We start from the raw sequence: 21,969 nt of genomic DNA on the forward strand, positions 1-21,969 counted from the left end.
GACGGGGGTCGACGGGGGTCGACGGGGGTCACAGCCTGCCCGGGGCGGCTATCGGAGAGGGAGGTGGCCGGACAGGTCGGCGCGGGCCCCGCTCGCCGCGATCTTTCCGGCGGCCATCGCCTCGGACCAGGTCAGGCCGCCGGTGGCGAGTTCCAGCCAGGTGCGCGCGTCGGTCTCCACCACGTTGGGCGGGGTGCCCCGGGTGTGACGGGGACCCTCGACGCACTGCACCGCCGCGTAGGGCGGGACCCGGACCTCGACGGTCCGGCCCGGCGCGGCCGTCGCCAGCTCGTCCAGCAGGTGCCGTACGGCGAAGCGAGTGATCTCCCGTTCCGGGCGGATTCCCCGCTCGAAGGCTCTCATCACCACGCTCACGCAGGCGCCCAGCAGCGCCGCGAGCCCTCCTGGTCCGTCGTAGGGCGGCTCGTCGAGAGCGCTCAGCTGGGTGTCGAGGGCGGCGCGGACCTTGGCCGCGTCGGGCTTGTGAGGTGGCACGTGATCCATGATGCCCGCCGGAGCCGCGTCCCGGGACAGCGCCCCGGACGGCTCGTCCCGGCAAACGGTTCATCATCCCGGTCGACGTCGTTCACCTCGGGTTCGGCCGGCCCGCGTAGCCTCCGGGCCGAAAGACCTCGCCCCTTTTTGGAGGACCCTGTGGCGAACATGTCGCCGCGCCGACTGCTCCCCCTGCTCACGAGCCCGCACAAGGGTGGACGCAGCGCGCTCACCTGCCGGTTCCGCTGCGGTGACCAGTGCGCCCACGATGTGACGAACACCAGCGACAACAGCTACTTCGGCGACGTGGTCGCCGAGGCGATGACCCGTCGCGCCATGCTGCGGGCCGGTGCCCTGGGCGCCGTCGTCGCCGGGGTCGGGATCGGCACGGCGCTCCCCGCCCTCGCCGACCCGGACGTGGACGCGAGCACCTTCGGCGGGGGCCACGGTCACGACCACGGCCAGAAGAGCGGTCTCCGCTTCACCGCGATCGCACCGAACACCGACGACAAGGTGACGGTCCCCTCGGGCTACCTGTCGGCGGCCGTGGTGCGCTGGGGCGACCCGGTTCTGCCCGGCGCCCCCGCGTTCGACTTCGAGAACCAGACGGCAGCCGCGCAGGCCAAGCAGTTCGGCTACAACTGCGACTACGTCACCCTCTTCCCGATGGGGCAGCACCGGGGCCTGCTCTGGGTCAACCACGAGTACAGCGACGAGAGCCTGATGTTCCGCGGTTACACGGACGGCACCTCCGCGACGGAGGAGCAGATCAGGATCGGGATGGCCGCGCACGGCGGCTCGGTGGTCGAGATCGAGCGGGTGGGCGGGTCCGGCCAGTGGAAGCTGGTCACCCGGGGCTCCCGCCGCTACAACCGCCGCGTCACCGTGCACACCCCCATGAAGTTCACCGGCCCTGCGGCCGGCAGCGCCCTGCTGAGGACCGCCGCCGACCCCAAGGGCACCACGCCGGTCGGCATGCTGAACAACTGCGCGGGCGGCACCACGCCGTGGGGAACGGTGCTCAGCGGCGAGGAGAACTTCAACCAGTACTTCGTCAACGGCAACGGCGTGCCCGAGGCGCAGAAGCCGTACCTCGCCCGGTACGGGGTGAACATCACGACGGGCGTCCCGAGCGGCAACCGCAGGTTCGACAGGGTCGAGGAGCGTTTCGACCTGGCCAAGCACCCGAACGAGGTCAACCGCACCGGCTGGATCGTGGAGATCGACCCGTTCGACCCCGACTCCACCCCGATCAAGCGAACCGCCCTGGGCAGGCTGGCCCACGAGGGCGCCACCACCTCCCTGGCCGCCGACGGCCGGGTGGTGGCCTACATGGGCGACGACTCCCGGTTCGAGTACGTCTACAAGTTCGTCTCCCGGGAGCGTTACATCCGGGGCTTCGACCGGCACAACCGGACCCTGCTGGACGACGGCACGCTGTACGTGGCGAAGTTCACCGGTAACAGCCCGGCCACCGAGATCGACGGCACCGGCAAGCTCCCCGCCGACGGGCGGTTCGACGGCTCGGGCGAGTGGATCCCGCTGGTCACCGGCAAGGTCTCGCACGTTCCCGGGATGACGGCCGCGGAGGTGCTCGTCTACACCCGTACGGCGGCCGACAAGGTCGGCGCGACCAAGATGGACCGTCCCGAGGACGTGGAGCGCAACCCCGTCACCGGCGGCGTCTACGTGGCCCTGACCAACAACAGCAACCGGACCCCGGCCCAGGTGGACGAGGCCAACCCGCGTCCGGCGAACAAGCACGGCCACGTCCTGGAGATCGTCGAGCGGCGCAACGACGCCGGGGCCACGACCTTCGCCTGGTCCCTGCCCCTGGTCTGCGGCGACCCGAACGACCCGGCGACCTACTTCGCCGGGTTCGACAAGACCAAGGTCTCGCCGATCTCCTGCCCGGACAACGTCGCCTTCGACGCCGACGGCAACCTCTGGATCTCCACCGACGGCAACCAGCTCGGCGCCAACGACGGCCTGTTCGCCATGCCGGTCCGCGGCCCCGAGCGCGGTCACCTGAAGCAGTTCCTGAGCGTGCCGGTCGGCGCGGAGACCTGCGGCCCGCTGGTCAGCGCGGACCAGCGCAGCGTCTTCGTGGCTGTGCAGCACCCCGGTGAGACCGACGGCGCCACCCCCGAGACCCCCAGCAGCCACTGGCCTGACGGCGGTACCTCCCAGCCCCGCCCGTCCGTCGTGGTCGCCTGGCACGCGAAGGGCGGCAAGATCGGCTCCTGATCCGGCCGCCGGTTCGCACCCGCGTCCGCCCGCGGTTCGCGTCCCGGCACCGGCTCCGTCCGGACACCGGCCCGCGCCCGCTCGGGGGGACGTGGACCGGCTCCTGATCCGGCCGCCGGCTCGCACCGCTTCCGGCACCGGCCCGCGTCCCACCCCGGGGATGCGGGCCGGTGCCCTTCCGCGTGTCCGGGGCCCTAACCCACCGGTACGGCGGGACGTTCCTCGGTGGCCACCGGCGGGCGTGCGGCCCGGGAGGCCCGCAGCGACAGCAGGCTCACCGGCACGCCCACCAGCACGATGGCCGCGGCGACGACCAGCGTGTACCGGTAGGCGTCCAGGAAGGCGGCCGGCTGCCCGGCGCCCTCCGCCAGGAGCGAGGACTGCCGCGCGCCGAGGATCGCCCCCAGGACCGTGATGCCGAGCAGGCCGAAGATCTCGCGCGAGACGTTCAGCACGCCCGAGGCGACCCCCGTCCTGCCCGCCGGAAGCGCGCCGAGGATCGCGGTGGTGAGCGGCACCAGCATGCCGCCGCCCACCCCGTAGACCAGGAACCACGGCAGCAGGTCGCCGAACGACCCGCCCTCCCCGACGAACGAGATCCCGAACACCGACACGGCCATCAGCAGGAGCCCGGCAGCCACGGTCCGCGCGGTGCCCAGGGCCCGGTCGAGCCTCGGGGCGAGGGCGGCGGTGACGGCCATCACCAGCGCCATCGGCACGAACGCCGCCCCGGCCTCGATCGGCGAGAAGCCCAGCGCGTTCTGCAGGTACAGCGCGGTGAAGAAGTAGATGCCGAACACCCCGAAGGACCACAGGCCCATCGACAGCGTGCCCCCGCTGAACACCCGCGACCGGAACAGCGACAGGTCGATCATCGGCTCCCGGCCGCGGCGCTCGATCGTGACGAAGGCGAGCGCCGACACGGCCGCGATCCCGAAGGCGCCCAGGATCTCCGGGGAGGTCCATCCGGCCCCCGCACCCTCGATGAGCGCGTACGTCAGCGCGAACAGCGTCAGGCTCGACGTCACCAGGCCCGGGACGTCGAGGCCGCGCCGTACCGTCTCCCGGGGGGCCGTCCTGATCGCCCAGAGCGCGAGGCCGAGCGTCACGATCCCGATGGGCACGTTGATCAGGTAGATCCAGCCCCAGTGCCAGCGCTCGCTGATCAACCCGCCGGTCAGCGGGCCGAGGGCGAGGGCGAGCGCGCCGACCGCGCTCCACAGGCCGACCGCCGTCGCGCGTTCCCTGGTGTCGGGGAAGATCGAGGTGAGCAGGGCCAGCGCCGTGGGGGTGAGGAACGCCGCCCCCACGCCCTGCACCGCCCGGGTGGCGATCAGCGCGCCGCCGTCGGTGGCCATCCCGGCCGCGAACGACGCCGCGGTGAACACGACGAGGCCGATCAGGAAGACACGCCGCCGCCCGAAGACGTCGGCCAGGCGCCCGCCGACGAGCATCAGCCCGGCGAACACCAGGATGTAGCCGCTCACGATCCATTCCAGCCCGGAGATGCTCAGCCCGAGGTCCCGCTGGATCGTGGGCAGCGCCACGTTCACCACGTTGTTGTCGAGATATGTCATGAAGGTGGCCAGCGAGATCGCTCCCAGCGCCCACCACCTGCGGGTATCCGTCATTCCCCGTCCTCTACGTTGTACTTATACGTCGTACATGTACGGTGCACAGTGGAACCCGTACGGCGTATAGTTGTCAAGCGTGATGGGGAAACTGACCCGCGAGGCGGTCGTCGAGCAGGCGCTGGAGATCGGCGACGCCGAGGGACTGGCGGCGGTGACCATCCGGAGGCTCGCCCAGGAGCTGGGCGTCACCCCGATGGCGCTCTACTGGCACTTCAAGAACAAGGAGCAGCTGACCGCCGGTATGGCGGGCCACCTGATCGAGGGCTTCGTGATCGAGGGGGGCTACACGGGCCCGTGGCAGGAGGGGCTCCGCGAGCTCGTCGCGGGCCTGGTCAGGGTGCTCCGGCGCCACCCGTGCGCGGCGGACGTGCTGGGTGCGGTGGACCACATAGAGGTGCCCGCCTACCTGGCGGTCTGGGACACCGCCCTCGGCCTCGCCAAGCGCGGCGGGTTCTCCTCCGACGAGAGCTGCATGATCTCCCGGTACCTGCTCAGCGGCGCGATCGCGCTGGCGGCGGGTCCGGGGCGGAACTGCCCTCCCGGCCTCTCCGAGCAGGAGGCGGCCGAGCGGACGCGCCTTAAGCGGCTCAGGCTCCAGTCGCTGCCGCCGGACGTCTACCCCCACATCGTGGAGATGGCCGTGCCCCTCTCCGAGGGCAGTGCCCCCGATCTCTACGACACCTTCGGCGTCGACCTCCTCATGGCCGGCATCGAGGCGCTCTCCGCCCGCTCAGGAGGGCACTGACTCAGGAGGGCGACCTCGCGCGACCGGAGCGGCGGGGACGGGCGAGGGCGGCCGTCAGGGCGCCCGTGAGCGCGACGGCGAACAGGACGGCGTAGGTCCGCTGGAAACCGGTCATCAGGTGCTCGACGGCGACGGGGGAGACGCGCGACAGCGTGCCCGCGTACACCTGCCCGCGCAGCTCGGCGCTGACCGAGCTGGTCAGGACGCTGAGCGTGAGGGCGACGCTCAGCACGATCCCGACGTTCATGATCATGAGCCGGAAGCCGTTCACCACGCCCAGGCTCCCGGCGGGCAGGGCGGACATGACCTGGGTCGTGTTGCCGGTCAGGAAGGTGCCGCTGCCGCAGCCGCACAGGAACAGGCCCACCGCGATGATCCAGTACGGCGTGGCGGGGTCGGTGTTCAGGAGCAGGATGCCCAGCCCGGTCGCGCTCATCAGGGCGCCGCCCACCGACAGCGCGTACGGCCTGACGCGGCGGCCGAGGGCGCCGGCGACGGGGGAGGCGAGGGCCATGCCGATCGGGACGGGGAGCACGCCCAGGGCCGCGGTGACGGCGTCGACGCCCCTGGCGGCCTGGAAGTAGAGGGCGACCAGCAGGATCAGCGCCGAGCGCGCCAGCGCGTTGCAGAAGGAGGCGAGGTTGGCGAAGGCCAGCATGCGCTCGCCGAACAGCCGCAGGTCGAGCACGGGATGCGAGGCCCGGCGCTCCACCACGACCAGTACCGGCACCAGCACCGCCGCGATCGCCGCGCCGACGATCACCACGGGGCTCGACAGGCCGCGCGACCCCGCCTCGGACAGCGCGATCAGGGCGGCGGAGAGGGCGGCGAACACGATCAGGTTGCCGAGCGCGTCCACCGGCCGGCGCTCTCCCCGCGAGACGCGGCGCAGCGTGAACGCCCCCCAGGTGAGGGCGATCAACCCGGCGGGCACGTTCATCCAGAAGATCCACTGCCAGCCGGCGGTCTCGGCGACGAGGCCGCCCAGGGTGGGGCCGGCGAGCTGGGCGACCGAGAGGGTGCCGATGTAGACGCCCATGCCCTGGCTGAGCCGGTCGGGAGGGAAGGCGTCGGTGATGATCACTGTGCCGTTGGCGAGGATCATCGCGGCGCCGACCGCCTGCACCGCGCGCATCGCGATCAGGAACCAGATGCCCGGCGAGAGCCCGGCCAGCAACGATCCGGCGGTGAACAGGACGAACCCCGCCAGGTAGATCTCCCGGCGGCCGAGCAGGTCGGCCACCCGGCCGAAGAACACCAGCGTCGCGGTGTTGACGAGCAGGAAGGCGAGCAGGACCCAGCCCGCGGAGAACGCGTCCGCGTGGAAGTGCCTGACCACGGTGGGAAGCGCCACGTTCAGGGTGCTGCCGGAGATGCCGATCATGACCAGGCCGAGGCTGGTGACCGAGCAGACCCGCCACGCGTAGCGGAGTTTTGATAGGTATTCGGGGGATCCAGGCAGGTCTTGGGGAATTGCGACCATGGCTCCCAGTCTGACGTACGTTGTACGTCGACCGTGATCCGGTCTCACCCCGAAGCGCGCCCCGGCTTTCGCGTGCCGAGGGCGTGCCCTTCCTCTCCAGGGCGGGCACGCCCCTCCGCTGATCCGTACGGCCCTTTTCGGGACGGCGTGCCCTCAGCGGGCCCGTTTGCGCAGGCCCTCCATGTCGTGGATGATCACGCGACGCCGGCCTGTCTCGATCAGCCCGCGATCGCGCAGGGAGCGCAGCGCCTTGCTGACCGCCTCGCGGGAGGCCCCGGTCCAGCCGGCCAGCTCGTCCTGGGAGAGGGGCAGCGCCACCCGCACCCCGCCGTTGTCCGGCTCGCCGTACCGCTCGGCCAGCTCGACCAGCCGGGTGGCCACGCGGCCGGTGGTGTCGAACGCGCCGTACTCGATGCGCTTGCGGTCGGAGTCGCGCATCTTGCCGGTCACCATCTGCATCAGCAGTACGGCGACTCTCCCATGAGCTTGCAGGTACGAGGAGAAGTCGCGGACCGTGATCCCCTCCACGGGTTCGAGGGCGGTGACCGTGGCGGACCTGGGGAGCCCGTCGATCGCCGCGAACTCGCCGAGCAGCGCCCCGGGCCCTCGCACCGCGAGGACCACCTCGCTGCCGACCGCGGTGTGCGAGGACACCTTGACGCGGCCGGAGGTCAGGATGAGCACCCAGTCGCTCACGTCGCCCTCGGTGCATATCGTCGCGCCCCTGTCCCAGCGCCGGGGTCGCCCGGCGGCGTACAGGGCCTTTACCTCGTCTTCCGTGAGCAATGTGATGAATTCGCCCGGTTCGGGGGAAGAAGTCATAACCACCTCCTGGCGATCTCGATTGTGTTCGTACGGCTCTCGCGGCGAAAGGTACTTTTACGAGAGCCCAGACAGCACGTAGGCATGGACGGGTTGTTCCCTGCCCTTGAGGTTGAGCCAGCCCAGGGACTGGGTCTTGGCCCGGGGGCCGATCAGGTCGAGGGTGGTCTGACCGATCACGACGCTGCCGGGCTCCGCGATCCCCTCGAGCCGGGCGGCCACGTTGACGCAGTCGCCCATCGCGTTGAACCCGCGCAACTCGGGGCTGCCGATGTTTCCGACGAGCGCCTCACCGGTGTTGATACCGATCCTGAACCGAGGATATCCAGGCATCCCCGCCGCGATCTCCTCGGCCGCCTCCTGCATCGCCAGACCCGCCCGCACCGCGGCGAGGGCGTGGTCCTCCTGCCGGGCGGGGGCGTTGAACAGCGCGAGCAGCGCGTCGCCCACGAACTGCACGATCGTGCCGCCGTTGCCGAGCACGATGGGCACGGCCGCGGTGTGGTACCGGTTCAGCATCTCGACGATCTCGCCGGGAGCCACCCGCTCGGAGAAGCTCGTGAAGCCCTTGAGGTCGGCGAAGAGCGCGGTCAGCTCCACCAGCTCGCCGCCCAGCGCCGCCGTCTGCGGGTCGGCGAGCAGCGACTGGGCCACGTCCGGCGACATGTACTGCCGGAAGAGGGTCTCCAGCTCGCTGTAGAGCCGGGCGTTCTCCAGGGAGATGGACATCTGGCCGGCCAGCGTGGCGGCGAGCGCCTCGTCCTGCGGGGTCCTGCCGATCGGCACCTCCAGCGCCCCGGCGAGCCTGCCCTTCACCGTCAGCGGGTGCAGGAGCTTCCCCTCCAGCCGGATCGGCCGGTCCTCGGGGAAGTCCCGCTGGCCGTACTCCTTGGAGTTCACGGTGACCCGGCCGTTGTCGACGAGCTTGATCCGGACGTCCCCGTACGCCTGCCGCACGCGGTCGAGACCCTGGGCGAGCATCTCCTTCTCTGGCAGGCCCACGCGGGCCTGCCTGCCGATGTCGGCCAGCGCCGCGAGCCGGTCGCTCAGCTCCCGCTCGTTGGCCAGCGCCTCGCCCGCCCGGTCGAGCACCGCCACCTGCGCGTCGGTGAGCCCGAACTTGCCCGCCAGCCTGTTCGCGATCGGGACCCTGCTCTCCTCCCTGCGCCGCAGGTGACCGACGAGCTCCTCCAGGGCGGCCTCGTAGTCGGCCCTGATCCTGTTGACCGTCGCCGACAGCGCCACCGAGTCGAACAGCCCCGCGCTCGTGCCCTCCCGCCGGAACTGCAGGTAGGCGCTGTAGGCGACGAAGACGAACGCCGTGGTCAGCAGCGCGTGCCACAGCCACCACGACAGGTGCCAGTTGCGGTGGGACAATCCCGCGACCAGCGCCTCGGCGAGCAGGGCGTACGCGGTGACCAGGCTGATCAGCACGACCGCCGGGCGCCCGCGGTGCAGCTGGAACATCATCGCCGCCGCCGCCGCGAACAGGGCCACCCCGATCCACTCCAGGCCGCCAAGGCCGATCCCCTCAGGAGGTGAGCCGCTGAGCGGGGTCAGACGCGGCACCAGGCAGGCCACCCCCCACAGGGTGATCAGGAGGGCGAGGCCGCCACGCAGCCACATCTGGTTCCTCAGCACGGCCGCGGCCGCCCGCTCGCCCAGGGGCAGCGCCGAGGCGAACGCGAACACCGAGGCCACGAGGAGACCGACCGGGTGCGAGAGGTCGAAGCCGTAGCTTATTTTGTCCAGGATGACCCCTGGCGTGGTCAGCCCGTGCACCAGGAACGATCCCGCGCCGCTCAGGAAGACGAGCGAGACCAGCAGCAGGCGGGCGTCCGCCCGCCGAGCCGACGCCTCGCCGACCATGAGACCCAGGACCAGATTGATCCCGGCCACGGTGATGATCAGCCAGAAATGACTGGGGTTGTCCTGCAGCACGATGTTCAGGTCGGGCTCGGCGAGCAGCAGCCAGAGCCCGAGCATCGGCAGCGCCAGATGCAGCGCCCACACCACGGTGCGGATCGGCTGGGTCGCCGGTGGTAGGTACGGTTCCCGTCGGGCCCGGTCTTCCGTGACCGCGTCTGTCGGGTTGATGGTCGGCACGGTGGCCTCCGCGTCTGGGGAACCCCGCGGGTTCCCTGTCTTGTTCGTCCACGCCCAGCGGGCGGGTTCCCCCGAACGATCCGATTATCCCGTACGGGGGCGGTGTCGGCAGGCGAGTTAATCGCCGGGCTTCCGACACCGAAGTGTGATGTTTCCGGTGGCAACCGTTGGAACGGTCGAAACGTGTACTACGTGTACCTCTCCCATCACACCATGCTCTGGTGTCGCAGAAAGGAAGCCCAGTGGCTATCACGTTGCCGGGCGGACGCTCGCTCGCCGTAGTGACCGTTGGCGTGCTCGTTGGAACGTTGTTCACCGCGAACGGCAGCGCCGTCGCCTCGTCGGCGGCGGCGGAGATTCACGCGTGCGTCCACAAGCAGACGCGCTACACCCGGATCGTCAACGCGACGGCCAAATGCAGGCCGACCGAGGTCCGGATCAGGTGGGGGCAGACGACCCAGGGCCAGCAGGGTGTCGCCACCGCCGGGCCGCAGGGCCCGCGAGGCGCGCAGGGCCCCAAGGGCGACACCGGACCGCAGGGCCCGCAGGGCCTCAAGGGTGCCACCGGCCCGCAGGGAGTCAAGGGCGAAGCCGGCCCGCAGGGGCCAAAGGGGGAGATCGGCCCGCAGGGGCCGAAGGGCGCCGACGGCGCGCCGGGCCCGCAGGGGCCGAAGGGCGACGACGGCAAGCCGGGCGCCCCCGGTCCCAAGGGTGCCGACGGCAAGCCCGGCAGGGACGGTGACGACGGGCGGAACGGCCGGAACGGCAGGGACGGCGACGACGGTAAGAGCGCCTACGAGGTCTGGCTCGAACTGCCGGGTAACAGGGGCAAGTCCAAGGCGGAGTTCATCGCGTCGCTGAAGGGCCCCAAGGGCGACCCCGGTACGCCGGGATCGGGTGGCGGCGGCGGAACCCCCACCGTCACCACCGTCAGCACGCAGTTCGACTTCGGTGGCCAGGGCGGCAGCCAGAGCGTGAGCTGTGGTTCGGGCAAGGTCGCCACGGGCGGCGGCTTCAGCAGCAGCGGCAGCGCTTCCGGCCAGATCTACACGAGCGCGCCCACCGGCTCCACGCCCACCGGCTGGACCGTGAGCGGCAAGAACAGCAGCGGCACCGTCTACGCGATCTGCATGTAGTCCTGACCCCGGATCGGGCGCGGAACGCCGAACACGAGATCGAGGGAAGGCGTTCCCGCCGGTCACGGGGGTGGGGGCAACGACAAGACCCAGGGCGTCGTGTACGTGATCTGCGCGGCCGCCTGATCGTCCGACCCGTTCGCGGGAGCGCGGCGGGCGGGCGGCGCGCCGGGGACCTTTCGTCCCCGGCGCGCCGCCCCCCGGCGCCGACCGTGTGATCCATATAAACGGGCCAGGCCCCTCACCGTCATGTGACGGTGAGGGACCTGGCCCACGAAAGTGCCTCATCCGGGAGACGATCAGCCGAAGATGCCCGGCAGGGTGGACGTGTGGGTCTCTCTCAGCTCGGTGACCGGGATGTCCAGGACGCCCGCCACGTTCAGGGAGTCGCCGCCGGTGGTGCCCAGGCCGTAGCAGGGCACCTCGCGGGCCGCGCACAGCTCCGCGAAGGCGTCGAACGACTCCGGCGCGACGGTCACCAGCGCGCGGGCCGACGACTCGCTGAACAGGTCGACGAACGCGTCGTCACCCGTCAGGGAGACCTGGCAGCCCACGCCCTGGGCGATGCAGGCCTCGGCGAGGGCGATGGCCAGCCCGCCGTCCGACAGGTCGTGGGAACCGGTCAGCAGCCCCCGCGAGGCGGCCTCGGCCAGCACGAGGGCCAGGTCGCGCTCCGACTCCAGCCGCGCCACGGGCGGCAGGCCGCCGAGGTGGCCGTGAGCCACGTGCGCCCACTCCGAGCCGCCGAACTCCTCGTCGGTCTCGCCGAGCAGGACGATCCTGTCGCCGTCGCCGGTGAAGCCGCTCCGCACGCGCGTGGCCACGTCGTCGATGACGCCCAGCACGCCGACGACCGGCGTCGGGTGGATCGGGACGGATCCCGTCTGGTTGTAGAACGAGACGTTGCCGCCGGTCACCGGGACGCCGAGGGTCTTGCAGGCGTCGGCGAGGCCGCGCACGGCCTCGGAGAACTGCCACATGACCTCGGGATCCTCGGGGGAGCCGAAGTTGAGGCAGTTGGTCACCGCCAGCGGCGTCGCACCGGTCACGGCCACGTTCCGGTACGCCTCGGCGAGGGCGAGCTGGGCCCCCGCGTACGGGTCGAGGCGGGCGTAGCGGCCGTTGCCGTCGGTGGCCAGCGCGATTCCCCTGGTCGTCTCCTCGGCACCGGGCATGGCCTCGCTGACGCGCAGCACGCCCGCGTCGGCGGGCTGGGCCAGCACGGTGTTGCCGCGGACGTACCGGTCGTACTGGGAGGTGACCCACTCCTTGGACGCCAGGTTCGGCGAGCCGAGGAGCTCCAGCAGCGCCGCGCGCAGGTCGGCGGGGCGGTCGAGGCGGCCGGGGTCGTCGCCGTTCAGCGCGGCCTGGCCGGCGGGCTCGTGGAACGGCCGCTCGTAGACCGGGCCCTCGTCGGCCGCGGTGCCCGGCGGGATGTCGACGATGGTCTCGCCGTGCCAGGTCATCACGAGGCGGTTGGAGTCGGTGACCTCGCCGATCACGGTCGCGGGGATGTCCCACTTCGCGCAGATCGCCATGAAGGCGTCGATGTCGTCGGGGGCGACGACCGCCATCATGCGCTCCTGCGACTCGCTCATCAGGATCTCCTCGGGCCGCAGCGACGGATCGCGCAGCGGGACGAGGTCGAGCCTGACGTCCATGCCGCCGGTGCCCTTGGCCGCCAGCTCGGTGGTCGCGCAGGAGACTCCGGCGGCGCCGAGGTCCTGGATGCCGACGACCACGTCCGCCTGGTACAGCTCCAGGCAGCACTCGATCAGCAGCTTCTCCATGAAGGGGTCGCCGACCTGGACGCTGGGGCGCTTGGCCTGTGACTCGTCCTCGAACGTGGCCGAGGCCAGCACGGAGGCGCCGCCGATGCCGTCGGGGCCGGTGAGCGCGCCGAACAGGACGACCTTGTTGCCCGGTCCCGGGGCCACCGCGAGCTTGATCTGGTCCTTGCGCAGCAGGCCCACGCACAGGGCGTTGACCAGCGGGTTGCCGATGTAGCAGGGGTCGAAGACGACCTCGCCGCCGATGTTGGGCAGCCCCAGGCAGTTGCCGTAGTGGCTGATGCCCTCGACCACGCCGGGCAGCACCCGCCGGGTGTCGGGGGCGTCGGCCGCGCCGAAGCGGAGCGCGTCCATCACTGCGATCGGCCGGGCGCCCATCGACATGATGTCGCGGACGATGCCGCCGACGCCGGTCGCCGCGCCCTGGTGGGGCTCGACGTAGGACGGGTGGTTGTGCGACTCGATCTTGAAGGTGGCGGCCCAGCCGTCGCCGATGTCCACGACCCCGGCGTTCTCCCCCATGCCGACGAGCAGCGCCGCCGACTCGGGGGCCTTGGTGCCGAACTGGCGCAGGTGCACCTTGGACGACTTGTAGGAGCAGTGCTCGCTCCACATGACGCTGTAGATGGCCAGCTCGGAGCCGGTGGGCCGGCGGCCGAGGATCTGGCGGACCCGCTCGTACTCGTCGATCTTCATGCCCAGCTCGGCGTACGGCTGGCGCTCGTCGGGGGTGTCCTCGGCCCGCTTGACGGTGTCGAGACTCATGCGTTCACCAGCTTCTTCAGGATCGAGGAGAAGAAGGCGCGCCCGTCCGTGCTCGGGGCGCCGGTGAGGTCCTCGACGGCGTGCTCGGGGTGCGGCATGAGGCCGACGACGTTGCCGGCCTCGTTGCGGATGCCCGCGATGTCGTTCAGGGAGCCGTTGGGGTTGCCGCCCGTGTACCGGAAGACGACCTGGCCGCCCGCCTCCAGCGCGCCCAGGGTCGCCTCGTCGGCGACGTAGCGGCCCTCGCCGTGCTTGACCGGCAGCACGATCTCCTGGCCCTCGGTGAAGTCCGTGGTCCAGGGGGTGGTGGTGTTCTCGACCCGGATGCCCTGGTCGCGGCAGATGTAGTGCAGCCCGGCGTTGCGCATCAGCGCCCCGGGCAGCAGGTGGGCCTCGCAGAGGATCTGGAAGCCGTTGCAGGTGCCGAGCACCGGCAGCCCGGCTCCGGCGGCGGGGATCAGCTCCTCCATCAGCGGCGCGAACCTGGAGATGGCCCCGCAGCGCAGGTAATCTCCGTAGGAGAACCCGCCCGGCAGGAAGACCGCGTCCACCCCCTTGAGATCGGGGTCCGCGTGCCACAGCGGGACGGCTTCGCCGCCCGCGTGGCGCACGGCGCGAGCCGCGTCCTGATCGTCAAGAGTTCCGGGAAAAGTGACCACGCCCACGCGGGCAGCACTCATGACAGCGTTCCCCTCCACAAACGAGCGCCGCGCCGGCGTCTCACACACTCGGACGTCGGTCTGCGGCGGTGCTCCCAGGCTATCCGCTCCCGGCGAGCGGTCAGGCGCGGAGTGTCCGATCGCACAGCTCAGCGGAGGGCGGCCGGGTGTGCGGGGGTGGCGGGCACACCTCGCCTCGGCACGCGGCGAGGGCGGGGGCCGATCCGGCCGGGCGGGGCCGCGACGGCCGGGTCCATCGGCTCCGCGCCGGTCCGGAGGGCCCTGTTTCCCGGGGCTGCCGGGACCGGCCGGGTCTGTGCGGTCTTATACGGCGGCGAGCACCCGGCCACGAGGGTAGGTGGCGTCGTCGTCCCAGTCGAGGTGCTTGCGCAGGTGCACGACGGTGCCCCGGCCGGGGGTGATGTCGAAGGAGATCTCGTCCACCACGGCCTGCATGATGAGAAGGCCCCTGCCGTTCTCGGCGTCGGTCGGCGGGTAGTGCTCCGGCACCCGGACGAGGCCCTGGCCCCGGTCGATGATGCGGACGTCGCAACGGCCGTGGCCGACGGCGGTGTCGACCTCGTAGCGGTTGGCCGGACCCCCGTGCCGTACGGCGTTGGCGCACGCCTCGGTCACCGCCAGCAGGATGTCGGCGATGCAGTCTTCCGTGACTCCGAGCGAGCGCAGGGAGTCACCGAGCGCTCTGCGGACCATCGGAATACCGACGGCCTGTCGCGGCAGAGCCAGCGAGAACTCCATGTCCACCGGTTTCCTCCCGGGGTCAGACGTCACCTCGTGAAGGCTTCCCTGCAGAATCCGGGCTAACCGCAAAATAACCGTAATGTTATTGACTGGTGGTCAAGCCGTGGGATTGCTCCGCCCATAAAGCCGGATATAGCCGGATCTGGGCGGTTGATCTGCGGGGAGTGAAGGCCTAGGACTCGACGGTGACGGTGTAATCCTCGATCACCGTGTTGGCGAGCAGGGTCTCGGCCATTTTTCGGACGTCCGAAAGTGCCGCCTCGTCGGCGGGCCCTTCGAGCTCCACCTCGAACCGCTTTCCCTGCCGTACCGCTGAGACACCGGAGAAGCCGAGCCGCGGCAGTGCGCGGGCGATCGCCTGCCCCTGCGCGTCGAGAATCTCGGGCTTCAGCATGACGTCGACGATGACGCGCGCCACGGTGTTCCTCCTGGTTGTGACGGGGACGGTCCGGCGCCTCAAGAGTAACCGGCTCCGGCCGCGCTCCGGCGCGGGGGCCGATCCGGATCCGGATCCCGCGCGAGGAACCCCGCGCCGTACGCGCGAAGATGACGGCAGCCCGAGGCCCGGGTCGTACGCGCGAGAGGGCCGGGGCCGCTCCGCGCCACGCGGACGAAACGGGCGGGTGAAAGGGAACGCGCGGGGAACGGGGAGCATATGGACGCCGAGGCAGGTCTTGCGCACATGTATGTGACCTCTGCCACGATGGCCACAAGCGCGGGCGAACCACCACCAGACGGGTCGAACGCGTCGCGAATCGGCCGGACCACGGTGGAGAACCCATCCAGACGGCCCCGAGCACACAGGAGTGGCACGTGACAGCCGACGCCTCTCGTGGTGCGGAAGCACCTCCGGAGCTCATCCAGCTGCTGACCCCCGAAGGAGAACGGGTCGAGCACCCCGACTACGACATAGACCTGACGCCCGAGGAGATCCGCGGGCTCTACCGGGACCTGGTCATGGTCCGACGCGTCGACCTGGAGGCCGTGGCCCTGCAACGCCAGGGCGAGCTGGGTCTGTGGGCCTCGCTGCTCGGGCAGGAGGCCGCGCAGATCGGCTCAGGCCGGGCGCTGACCGAGGCCGACATGGCGTTCCCGACCTACCGCGAGCACGGCGTGGCCTGGTGCAGAGGGGTCGACCCGGTCAACCTCCTCGGCCTGTTCCGCGGCGTCAACCACGGAGGCTGGGACCCCGCCGAGCACAACTTCCACCTCTACACCATCGTGATCGGCAGCCAGACCCTGCACGCGGTCGGCTACGCCATGGGCATCCAGCGCGACGGCGCCGAGGCCGCGAGCATCGTCTACTTCGGCGACGGCGCCACCTCCCAGGGCGACGTGAACGAGTCGTTCATCTGGGCGTCGGTGTTCAACGCGCCGGTGGTGTTCTTCTGCCAGAACAACCAGTGGGCCATCTCCGAGCCGCTGGAGAAGCAGTCGCGCATCCCGCTGTACCGCAGGGCCAGCGGGTTCGGGTTCCCCGGCGTCCGGGTCGACGGCAACGACGTCTTCGCCTGCCTGGCCGTCACCCGCAAGGCGCTGGCCGACGCCAGGTCCGGGCAGGGGCCCATGTTGATCGAGGCCTTCACCTACCGGATGGGCGCCCACACCACCTCCGACGACCCGACCCGCTACCGGGTGGCCGCCGAGCTGGAGGCGTGGAAGCTCAAGGACCCGATCGAGCGGGTCAGGGCCTACATGTTCAAGAACCAGATCGCCGACCAGGAGTTCTTCGACGCGGTCGAGGCCGAGGCGGACGAGCTGGGACGGGACGTCCGCAAGCGCTGCCTCGAACTGCCCGACCCCGAGCCGCTGGCCATCTTCGACAACGTCTACGCCGAGCGGCACTCCCTGATCGACGCCGAGCGTGCCGAGTTCGCCACCTACCTGGAGGGGTTCGAGGCATGAGCATTCTCACGATGGCCAAGGCGCTCAACGAGGGCATGCGCAAGGCCATGGAGGACGACCCCAAGGTCCTCGTCATGGGTGAGGACGTCGGCAAGCTCGGCGGGGTGTTCCGGGTGACGGACGGCCTGCAGAAGGACTTCGGAGAGCAGCGGGTCATCGACACCCCGCTCGCCGAGTCGGGCATCGTCGGGACGGCCATCGGCCTGGCGCTGCGCGGCTACCGGCCGGTCTGCGAGATCCAGTTCGACGGGTTCGTCTTCCCCGCGGCCGACCAGATCATCACGCAGCTCGCCAAGATGCCGCTGCGCTCGCTGGGCAAGCTGAGACTGCCGGTCGTCATACGGATCCCGTGCGGCGGCGGCATCGGCGCGGTGGAGCACCACAGCGAGTCGCCCGAGGCCTACTTCACCCACACGGCGGGTCTGCGCGTCGTGGCCTGCTCCAACCCGGCCGACGCCTACACCATGATCCAGCAGGCGATCCGCTGCGACGACCCGGTGATCTTCTTCGAGCCCAAGCGGCGCTACTGGGAGAAGGCCGAGGTGGACGTCGACCCCTCCGGCTGGACCCCCTTCGACGAGGCCAAGGTGGTGCGGCCGGGGACGGACCTCACCCTGCTCGCGTACGGGCCGATGGTGAAGACCTGCCTGGAGGCCGCGAAGGCGGCCGAGGAGGACGGCCGCTCCCTGGAGGTCGTGGACCTGCGCTCGCTCAACCCGCTCGACACCGTGAGGGTCGTGGAGTCGGTGCGCAAGACCGGGCGATGCGTCGTGGTGCACGAGGCGCCGGTCTTCAACGGCTTCGGCGCCGAGGTCACCGCCCGCGTCACCGAGGAGTGCTTCTACCACCTGGAGGCCCCGGTCCTGAGGGCCGGAGGACCCTCGACCCCCTACCCGCCCTCGCGGCTCGAGGACCACTACCTGCCCGACCTGGACCGGGTCCTGCACGCAGTCGACCGCGCGTTCGCGTTCTGAGGAGGGGCTGGAGATGAAGGAGTTCAAGCTCCCCGACGTGGGAGAGGGCCTGACCGAGGCGGAGATCGTCCGCTGGCACGTGAAGGCGGGGGACCCGGTCAAGGTCAACCAGATCATCGTGGAGATCGAGACCGCCAAGGCGGTCGTCGAGCTTCCCTGCCCGTTCGAGGGCGTGGTGGCCGCGCTGATGGCGGACGAGGGCGAGGTCGTGGACGTCGGCAGGCCGATCATCTCGGTGGACGACGGCACGGGTCCCCCTCCGGTCCCCGTTCCCGATGAGCGGGCGGGGGAGGAGCCGGCCGACCGGGCGGAAGCCCTGGCCGACGACATGGTGCCGACCCCGCCGGCCGAGGTGCGGCAGCCGGTGCTGGTGGGCTACGGCGTCAAGCCGGGCGCGGCCAAGCGCCGCCCCCGCAAACCGTCCTCCCCCGAAGGCGCGTCCGGTACATCTGCCGCGGCCGGTACGTCTACGTCCGGTACGCCTTCCGGAGCGACGCCTGGCGCGCTTGCGGGAACGGTGTCCGCGACGCGGGCTCCCGAGACGGTGCGGTCCGGCGTGAACGGGCCCGGTGCGGTCACGGCCTCGCCTGCGGCCCCGTCCGCGGCCTCTTCCACGGTTTCCCCGCCGGGGACGGGGAGGGACGCGGTCCTGGCGAAGCCCCCGGTGCGGAAGCTCGCCAAGGACCTGGGGGTCGACCTGGCCTCCCTCCTGGGGACCGGTCCGCACGGGTCGATCACCAGGGACGACGTACAGGCCGCGCTCGCCGCCCCCGCCCGGGAGAGCGACGTCCAGGCCGCCCCCGCCCGGCCGCGGGTACCGGCCGTGACGTGGGAGGGCGAGGACGAGGAGCGGATCCCGGTAAAGGGGGTCAGGAGGGCGACCGCGCAGGCCATGGTGGCGTCCGCGTTCACCGCGCCGCACGTGACGGAGTTCCTCCAGGTGGACGTGACGGCGACCATGGACGCGGTCCAGCGCCTCCGCGGGCTGCCCGACTTCGCCGGGGTCAAGGTCTCCCCGCTGCTCCTGGTCGCCAAGGCGGTGCTCGTCGCCGCCCGCCGCCACCCGATGATCAACTCTGCCTGGGACGAGGCCCGCCAGGAGATCGTGGTCAAGCACCGCGTCAACCTGGGGATCGCCGCGGCCACCCCCCGCGGCCTGCTCGTCCCCAACGTCAAGGACGCCCACCGCCTGTCGCTGCCCGACCTGGCCGGTGCCCTCGGAGCCCTCGCCGAGACCGCCAGGGCGGGCCGCACCCAGCCCGCCGACATGGCGGGGGGCACGATCACGATCACCAACGTGGGCGTCTTCGGGGTGGACGCGGGTACCCCGATCCTCAACCCGGGCGAGTCGGCGATCCTGGCCTTCGGCCAGGTCAGGGACATGCCGTGGGTGGTGGACGGTCAGGTCGTGCCGCGCAGGGTCTGCACGCTCGCCCTCTCGTTCGACCACCGGGTGGTGGACGGAGAGCTGGGCTCGCTGTTCCTCCGCGACGTCGGCGCCATGCTCGAGGACCCGCTCCGCATGCTCGCCTGGGGCTGACCCCACGACACCGGCGGGTCCGCCCCCTCCCGGGGGCGGACCCGCGGACCGTTCGCAGGAGTGGCCCCGTGGACGGCCCGCAGGTCAGGGGCAGGGCCTTCCGATATACCCCGAAGTGCCTGCATGACATTTTCCGGCTTCGCGCGTCAATTGCCGCGACGGGAAAACCGCGAGGGCTTCGAACGGTCTCACCCGGCCGCCGGGACGCCGTACCGGCCGCCAGTCGGGCGGTAATGAGAAACCTCTTTTTGGCTCCTGTGGATCAAGCTTTAAGGTGCGTATCCGCAGCTCGGGCGAGGTTGCGGGGCGACGCTTGGAACTTTTGTCAGCCTTTACCCTCAATACGTTTTATGGCTTCCACGAATGGCTTGTTAAAACATCTTTAATGCGTGCTGAATTTGGTGATTTGTCAGGGTATGGGTGCTAGTGTCGTGGTTGGTAAGCGCGACAAGCTCAGCACGAAGGGGGAAGCCATGACTTTCAAGCAGCTCTTCCCGACAGGCCGGTTCTTGGAGTGGGGATGCTGCCGACGCCGGCGCCGCTGCGGATGCGGCGGGGGCGGCGGGTGGTGGTGGTAAGCCAGATCCGGTGCTAGCAGAAACAAATGAGAGCCGGCGGGTCAACCGTCGGCTCTCATTCTCAAAGTCGCTCTCGCCTCACGGGGCGAGGGCCGCGGTGCGCCGTCCCCCGCTGGCGCCGACGGTCTCCATTCGCAGGACCTTCCGGGAATTCTGGCCGTACACCCGCGGCATCCGCCATCTGCTCGTGGCCGGTGGCACGCTCGCCATCGTCGCGGCCGTCTGCGAGGTCGCCGCGATCGGCCTGTTCGGCCACATCACGGACGAGGTCCTCAGCAAGCAGAACCTGGGGGCCTTCTGGCTTCCCGCCGCCGCCTGGCTGGGCCTCGCGGCGACCGCGGGGCTGGTCTCCTTCGTGGGCTCCTACCTCACCGCCCTCGGCGGTGAGCGCTTCCTGCTGCGGCTGCGCGACAGGGTGTTCGAGCACATCCAGACGCTCACGCCCGACTTCTTCGACAACCGCCGCCTGGGTGACCTGATGGCCAGGCTCACCGACGACATCGAGGCCATCGAGGAACTCATCGGCTCCGGCCTGGTCAAGCTCTTCACCACGCTCATCAGCGTCGTCTTCTTCGCCGGTGCCGCCTTCTACATCAGGTGGGACCTGGCGCTGCTGACGTTCCTGCTGGTCCCGGCCTTCCTGCTGGTCGCCAAGATCTTCGCGAGCAGGTTCAGGACCGTGTCGGCGCGCGAGCGGCTCAGCAACGGGATCATGAACAGCGTCATCGAGGAGGGGCTGTCCAACCAGTCGCTCGTCCAGTCCTACAACCGTCAGGGCGTCGAGGCCGAGCGGCTGCACGGAGAGGCGAGCACCTGGATGCGGGCCAACGTGGCGCAGGCGTGGCTCTCCTCCCTGTACGGGCCCGTCCTGCAGGTCATCGAGACCATCTGCCTGATCACCATTCTCGGGTTCGGCGCGTGGGAGATCTCCTCGGGACGCCTCACCATCGGCGGCCTGCTCGCCTTCGCCGCCTACCTCGCCTACCTCTATCCGGCGGTGCAGAACCTGGGGCAGATCGCCCTCACCGTCTCCGAGGCGGCGGCGGGCTCCGACCGCGTCATCGAGATCCTGACGACCCGGCCGACCGTCACCGATCGCGACGACGCCGTCCACCTGGGACGCGGGCGAGGCCACATCGAGTTCCAGGGGATCGGCTTCACCTATCCGAACAGGAGGAGGCCCACGCTGCGGGACCTGTCCTTCGCCGTCGAGCCGGGCGAACTGGTCGTGTGCACCGGACCCAGCGGCGTGGGCAAGTCCACGATCGCGAAGCTCCTGCTGCGCTTCTACGACCCCACGGCCGGGCGCGTCCTTCTCGACGGGATGGACATCCGGGAGCTGTCACGTGAGTCGCTGCGTGACAACATCACCATCCTGCAGCAGGAGAACCTGCTCTTCTCCGGGACCGTACGCGAGAACATCGCCTACGGAAGTCCCGGCGCGGACCTGGACGCCGTCGTCAGGGCCGCCGTGATGGCGGACGTCCACGACTTCGTCACCACGCTTCCCCTCGGGTACGACACGCCGATCGGGCAGCGCGGCCGGCTGATGTCGGGCGGGCAGCGTCAGCGGATCGCCATCGCCAGGGCCATCCTGCGTGACGCGCCCGTGCTCGTCCTCGACGAGCCGATGACGGGCCTCGACGCGCCCACCGCGGCACGGATCATGGAACCGCTCAAGCGGTTGATGGCCGGGCGCACCACCATCCTGATCACCCACGACCTCCGGTTCATCCCCGAGGCGGCCCACAAGATCGTGCTCGAAGCCGTGCCGAGACGCTCCAGCCAGATAAGGATCAAGTCCGCCGGGCGCCACGGGTCCGCACTGCGCCCGGCGTGAGAGCGGGTTCCCGTACAGGACCGGCGGATCGGCGCCGTTCCGTATCGCAGGGAAGCTGCAGGGAAGCCGCCGGGATAGGGCCGGGATACGGCCGGAATCCGGCCGGGGGCGCCGCCGGGTCGTGGCGCGCCTGGCCGTACGCTTGCCGGGCACTCAGGACACCTTGGGCACCCGAACGAAGGGAAGATCATGTTCCGGCATGTCGTGCTGTTCACCTGGACGGAAGAGGCCACCGAGGAGCAGCGGGCCAGGGTCGCCACGGAGCTCGCCAAGCTGCCCGAGGCCATCTCGGAGATCCGCTCCTACACCCTCGGCCCCGACGCGGGCGTGAACCCGGGCAACCACCAGTTCGCCGTCGTGGCGGACTTCGACAGCGTCGAGGACTTCCTCGTCTACCGCGACCACCCGCTGCACCAGGCGGCGATCGCCGAGTACATCAAGCCGATCGTGGCCTCGCGGGCGGCGGCGCAGTACGAGGTCTAGGGCGG

General features: G+C 70.7%; 17 protein-coding genes. 8 read left to right on the forward strand and 9 right to left on the reverse strand.

Going from position 1 to position 21,969, the window contains the following annotated elements:
• Window positions 1-48 precede the first annotated feature (48 nt).
• Window positions 49-504: a sterol carrier family protein gene (locus ACVCAG_RS37665; RefSeq protein ID WP_440087773.1), complete on the reverse strand. Its 456-nt coding sequence runs from the start codon at window positions 502-504 to the stop codon at window positions 49-51.
• Window positions 505-663: 159 nt separating this feature from the next.
• Here ACVCAG_RS37665 and ACVCAG_RS37670 point away from each other — a divergent pair, with 159 nt between their 5' ends.
• Window positions 664-2,742 carry a PhoX family protein gene (locus tag ACVCAG_RS37670; protein ID WP_447191300.1) on the forward strand — a complete coding sequence of 693 codons (2,079 nt, stop codon included), beginning with the start codon at window positions 664-666 and terminating at the stop codon, window positions 2,740-2,742.
• Window positions 2,743-2,936: 194 nt separating this feature from the next.
• Here ACVCAG_RS37670 and ACVCAG_RS37675 read toward each other — a convergent pair whose 3' ends face one another.
• Complete coding sequence (locus tag ACVCAG_RS37675; RefSeq protein ID WP_447191288.1) at window positions 2,937-4,373, reverse strand: MFS transporter; 1,437 nt, start codon at window positions 4,371-4,373, stop codon at window positions 2,937-2,939.
• A gap of 82 nt (window positions 4,374-4,455) precedes the next feature.
• Between ACVCAG_RS37675 and ACVCAG_RS37680 the strand changes: the two genes are divergently transcribed.
• Window positions 4,456-5,121 carry a TetR family transcriptional regulator gene (locus ACVCAG_RS37680; RefSeq protein WP_440087807.1) on the forward strand — a complete coding sequence of 222 codons (666 nt, stop codon included), beginning with the start codon at window positions 4,456-4,458 and terminating at the stop codon, window positions 5,119-5,121.
• Window position 5,122: 1 nt separating this feature from the next.
• On the opposite strand, the gene ACVCAG_RS37685 is transcribed toward ACVCAG_RS37680, so the two are convergent.
• From ACVCAG_RS37685 to ACVCAG_RS37695, 3 genes are all read right to left on the reverse strand, one after another.
• Window positions 5,123-6,604 (reverse strand): MFS transporter, encoded by a 1,482-nt coding sequence (locus tag ACVCAG_RS37685; RefSeq protein WP_440087775.1) that lies wholly within the window; start codon window positions 6,602-6,604, stop codon window positions 5,123-5,125.
• A gap of 153 nt (window positions 6,605-6,757) precedes the next feature.
• A complete protein-coding gene (locus ACVCAG_RS37690; RefSeq protein WP_362844439.1) occupies window positions 6,758-7,426 on the reverse strand; it encodes a Crp/Fnr family transcriptional regulator in 669 nt (222 codons plus the stop codon).
• A 57-nt stretch (window positions 7,427-7,483) separates the two neighbouring features.
• A complete protein-coding gene (locus ACVCAG_RS37695) occupies window positions 7,484-9,532 on the reverse strand; it encodes an adenylate/guanylate cyclase domain-containing protein (RefSeq protein WP_440087776.1) in 2,049 nt (682 codons plus the stop codon).
• A gap of 242 nt (window positions 9,533-9,774) precedes the next feature.
• Here ACVCAG_RS37695 and ACVCAG_RS37700 point away from each other — a divergent pair, with 242 nt between their 5' ends.
• Window positions 9,775-10,668, forward strand: a complete 894-nt coding sequence (locus tag ACVCAG_RS37700) for a hypothetical protein (protein WP_440087777.1) — start codon at window positions 9,775-9,777, stop codon at window positions 10,666-10,668.
• A gap of 299 nt (window positions 10,669-10,967) precedes the next feature.
• On the opposite strand, the gene purL is transcribed toward ACVCAG_RS37700, so the two are convergent.
• The 4 genes from purL to purS form a co-directional block, all read right to left on the reverse strand.
• A complete protein-coding gene (gene purL, locus ACVCAG_RS37705) occupies window positions 10,968-13,223 on the reverse strand; it encodes a phosphoribosylformylglycinamidine synthase subunit PurL (RefSeq protein WP_440087778.1) in 2,256 nt (751 codons plus the stop codon).
• Complete coding sequence (gene purQ / locus ACVCAG_RS37710) at window positions 13,220-13,903, reverse strand: phosphoribosylformylglycinamidine synthase subunit PurQ (RefSeq protein ID WP_440087779.1); 684 nt, start codon at window positions 13,901-13,903, stop codon at window positions 13,220-13,222. Before purQ ends, purL begins: the two co-directional genes overlap by 4 nt.
• A 303-nt stretch (window positions 13,904-14,206) precedes the next feature.
• On the reverse strand, window positions 14,207-14,641 hold the full coding sequence (locus ACVCAG_RS37715) for an ATP-binding protein (protein WP_440087780.1): 435 nt from the start codon (window positions 14,639-14,641) through the stop codon (window positions 14,207-14,209).
• Between the two features lie 175 nt (window positions 14,642-14,816).
• Complete coding sequence (gene purS / locus ACVCAG_RS37720) at window positions 14,817-15,062, reverse strand: phosphoribosylformylglycinamidine synthase subunit PurS (protein ID WP_440087781.1); 246 nt, start codon at window positions 15,060-15,062, stop codon at window positions 14,817-14,819.
• 395 nt (window positions 15,063-15,457) lie between these two features.
• Between purS and pdhA the strand changes: the two genes are divergently transcribed.
• The 5 genes from pdhA to ACVCAG_RS37745 all read left to right on the forward strand — a co-directional run bounded on the left by pdhA (window position 15,458) and on the right by ACVCAG_RS37745 (window position 21,964).
• Window positions 15,458-16,549: a pyruvate dehydrogenase (acetyl-transferring) E1 component subunit alpha gene (pdhA, locus tag ACVCAG_RS37725; protein ID WP_362695714.1), complete on the forward strand. Its 1,092-nt coding sequence runs from the start codon at window positions 15,458-15,460 to the stop codon at window positions 16,547-16,549.
• Window positions 16,546-17,523 (forward strand): alpha-ketoacid dehydrogenase subunit beta, encoded by a 978-nt coding sequence (locus ACVCAG_RS37730; RefSeq protein ID WP_447191289.1) that lies wholly within the window; start codon window positions 16,546-16,548, stop codon window positions 17,521-17,523. Before pdhA ends, ACVCAG_RS37730 begins: the two co-directional genes overlap by 4 nt.
• Window positions 17,524-17,536: 13 nt before the next feature.
• A complete protein-coding gene (locus ACVCAG_RS37735) occupies window positions 17,537-19,063 on the forward strand; it encodes a dihydrolipoamide acetyltransferase family protein (RefSeq protein ID WP_447191290.1) in 1,527 nt (508 codons plus the stop codon).
• 675 nt (window positions 19,064-19,738) lie between these two features.
• Window positions 19,739-21,481: an ABC transporter ATP-binding protein gene (locus tag ACVCAG_RS37740; RefSeq protein WP_447191291.1), complete on the forward strand. Its 1,743-nt coding sequence runs from the start codon at window positions 19,739-19,741 to the stop codon at window positions 21,479-21,481.
• Between the two features lie 189 nt (window positions 21,482-21,670).
• Window positions 21,671-21,964, forward strand: a complete 294-nt coding sequence (locus ACVCAG_RS37745) for a Dabb family protein (protein WP_447191292.1) — start codon at window positions 21,671-21,673, stop codon at window positions 21,962-21,964.
• Window positions 21,965-21,969: the final 5 nt, after the last annotated feature.

It is taken from the genome of Streptosporangium sp. G12, from assembly GCF_052983175.1.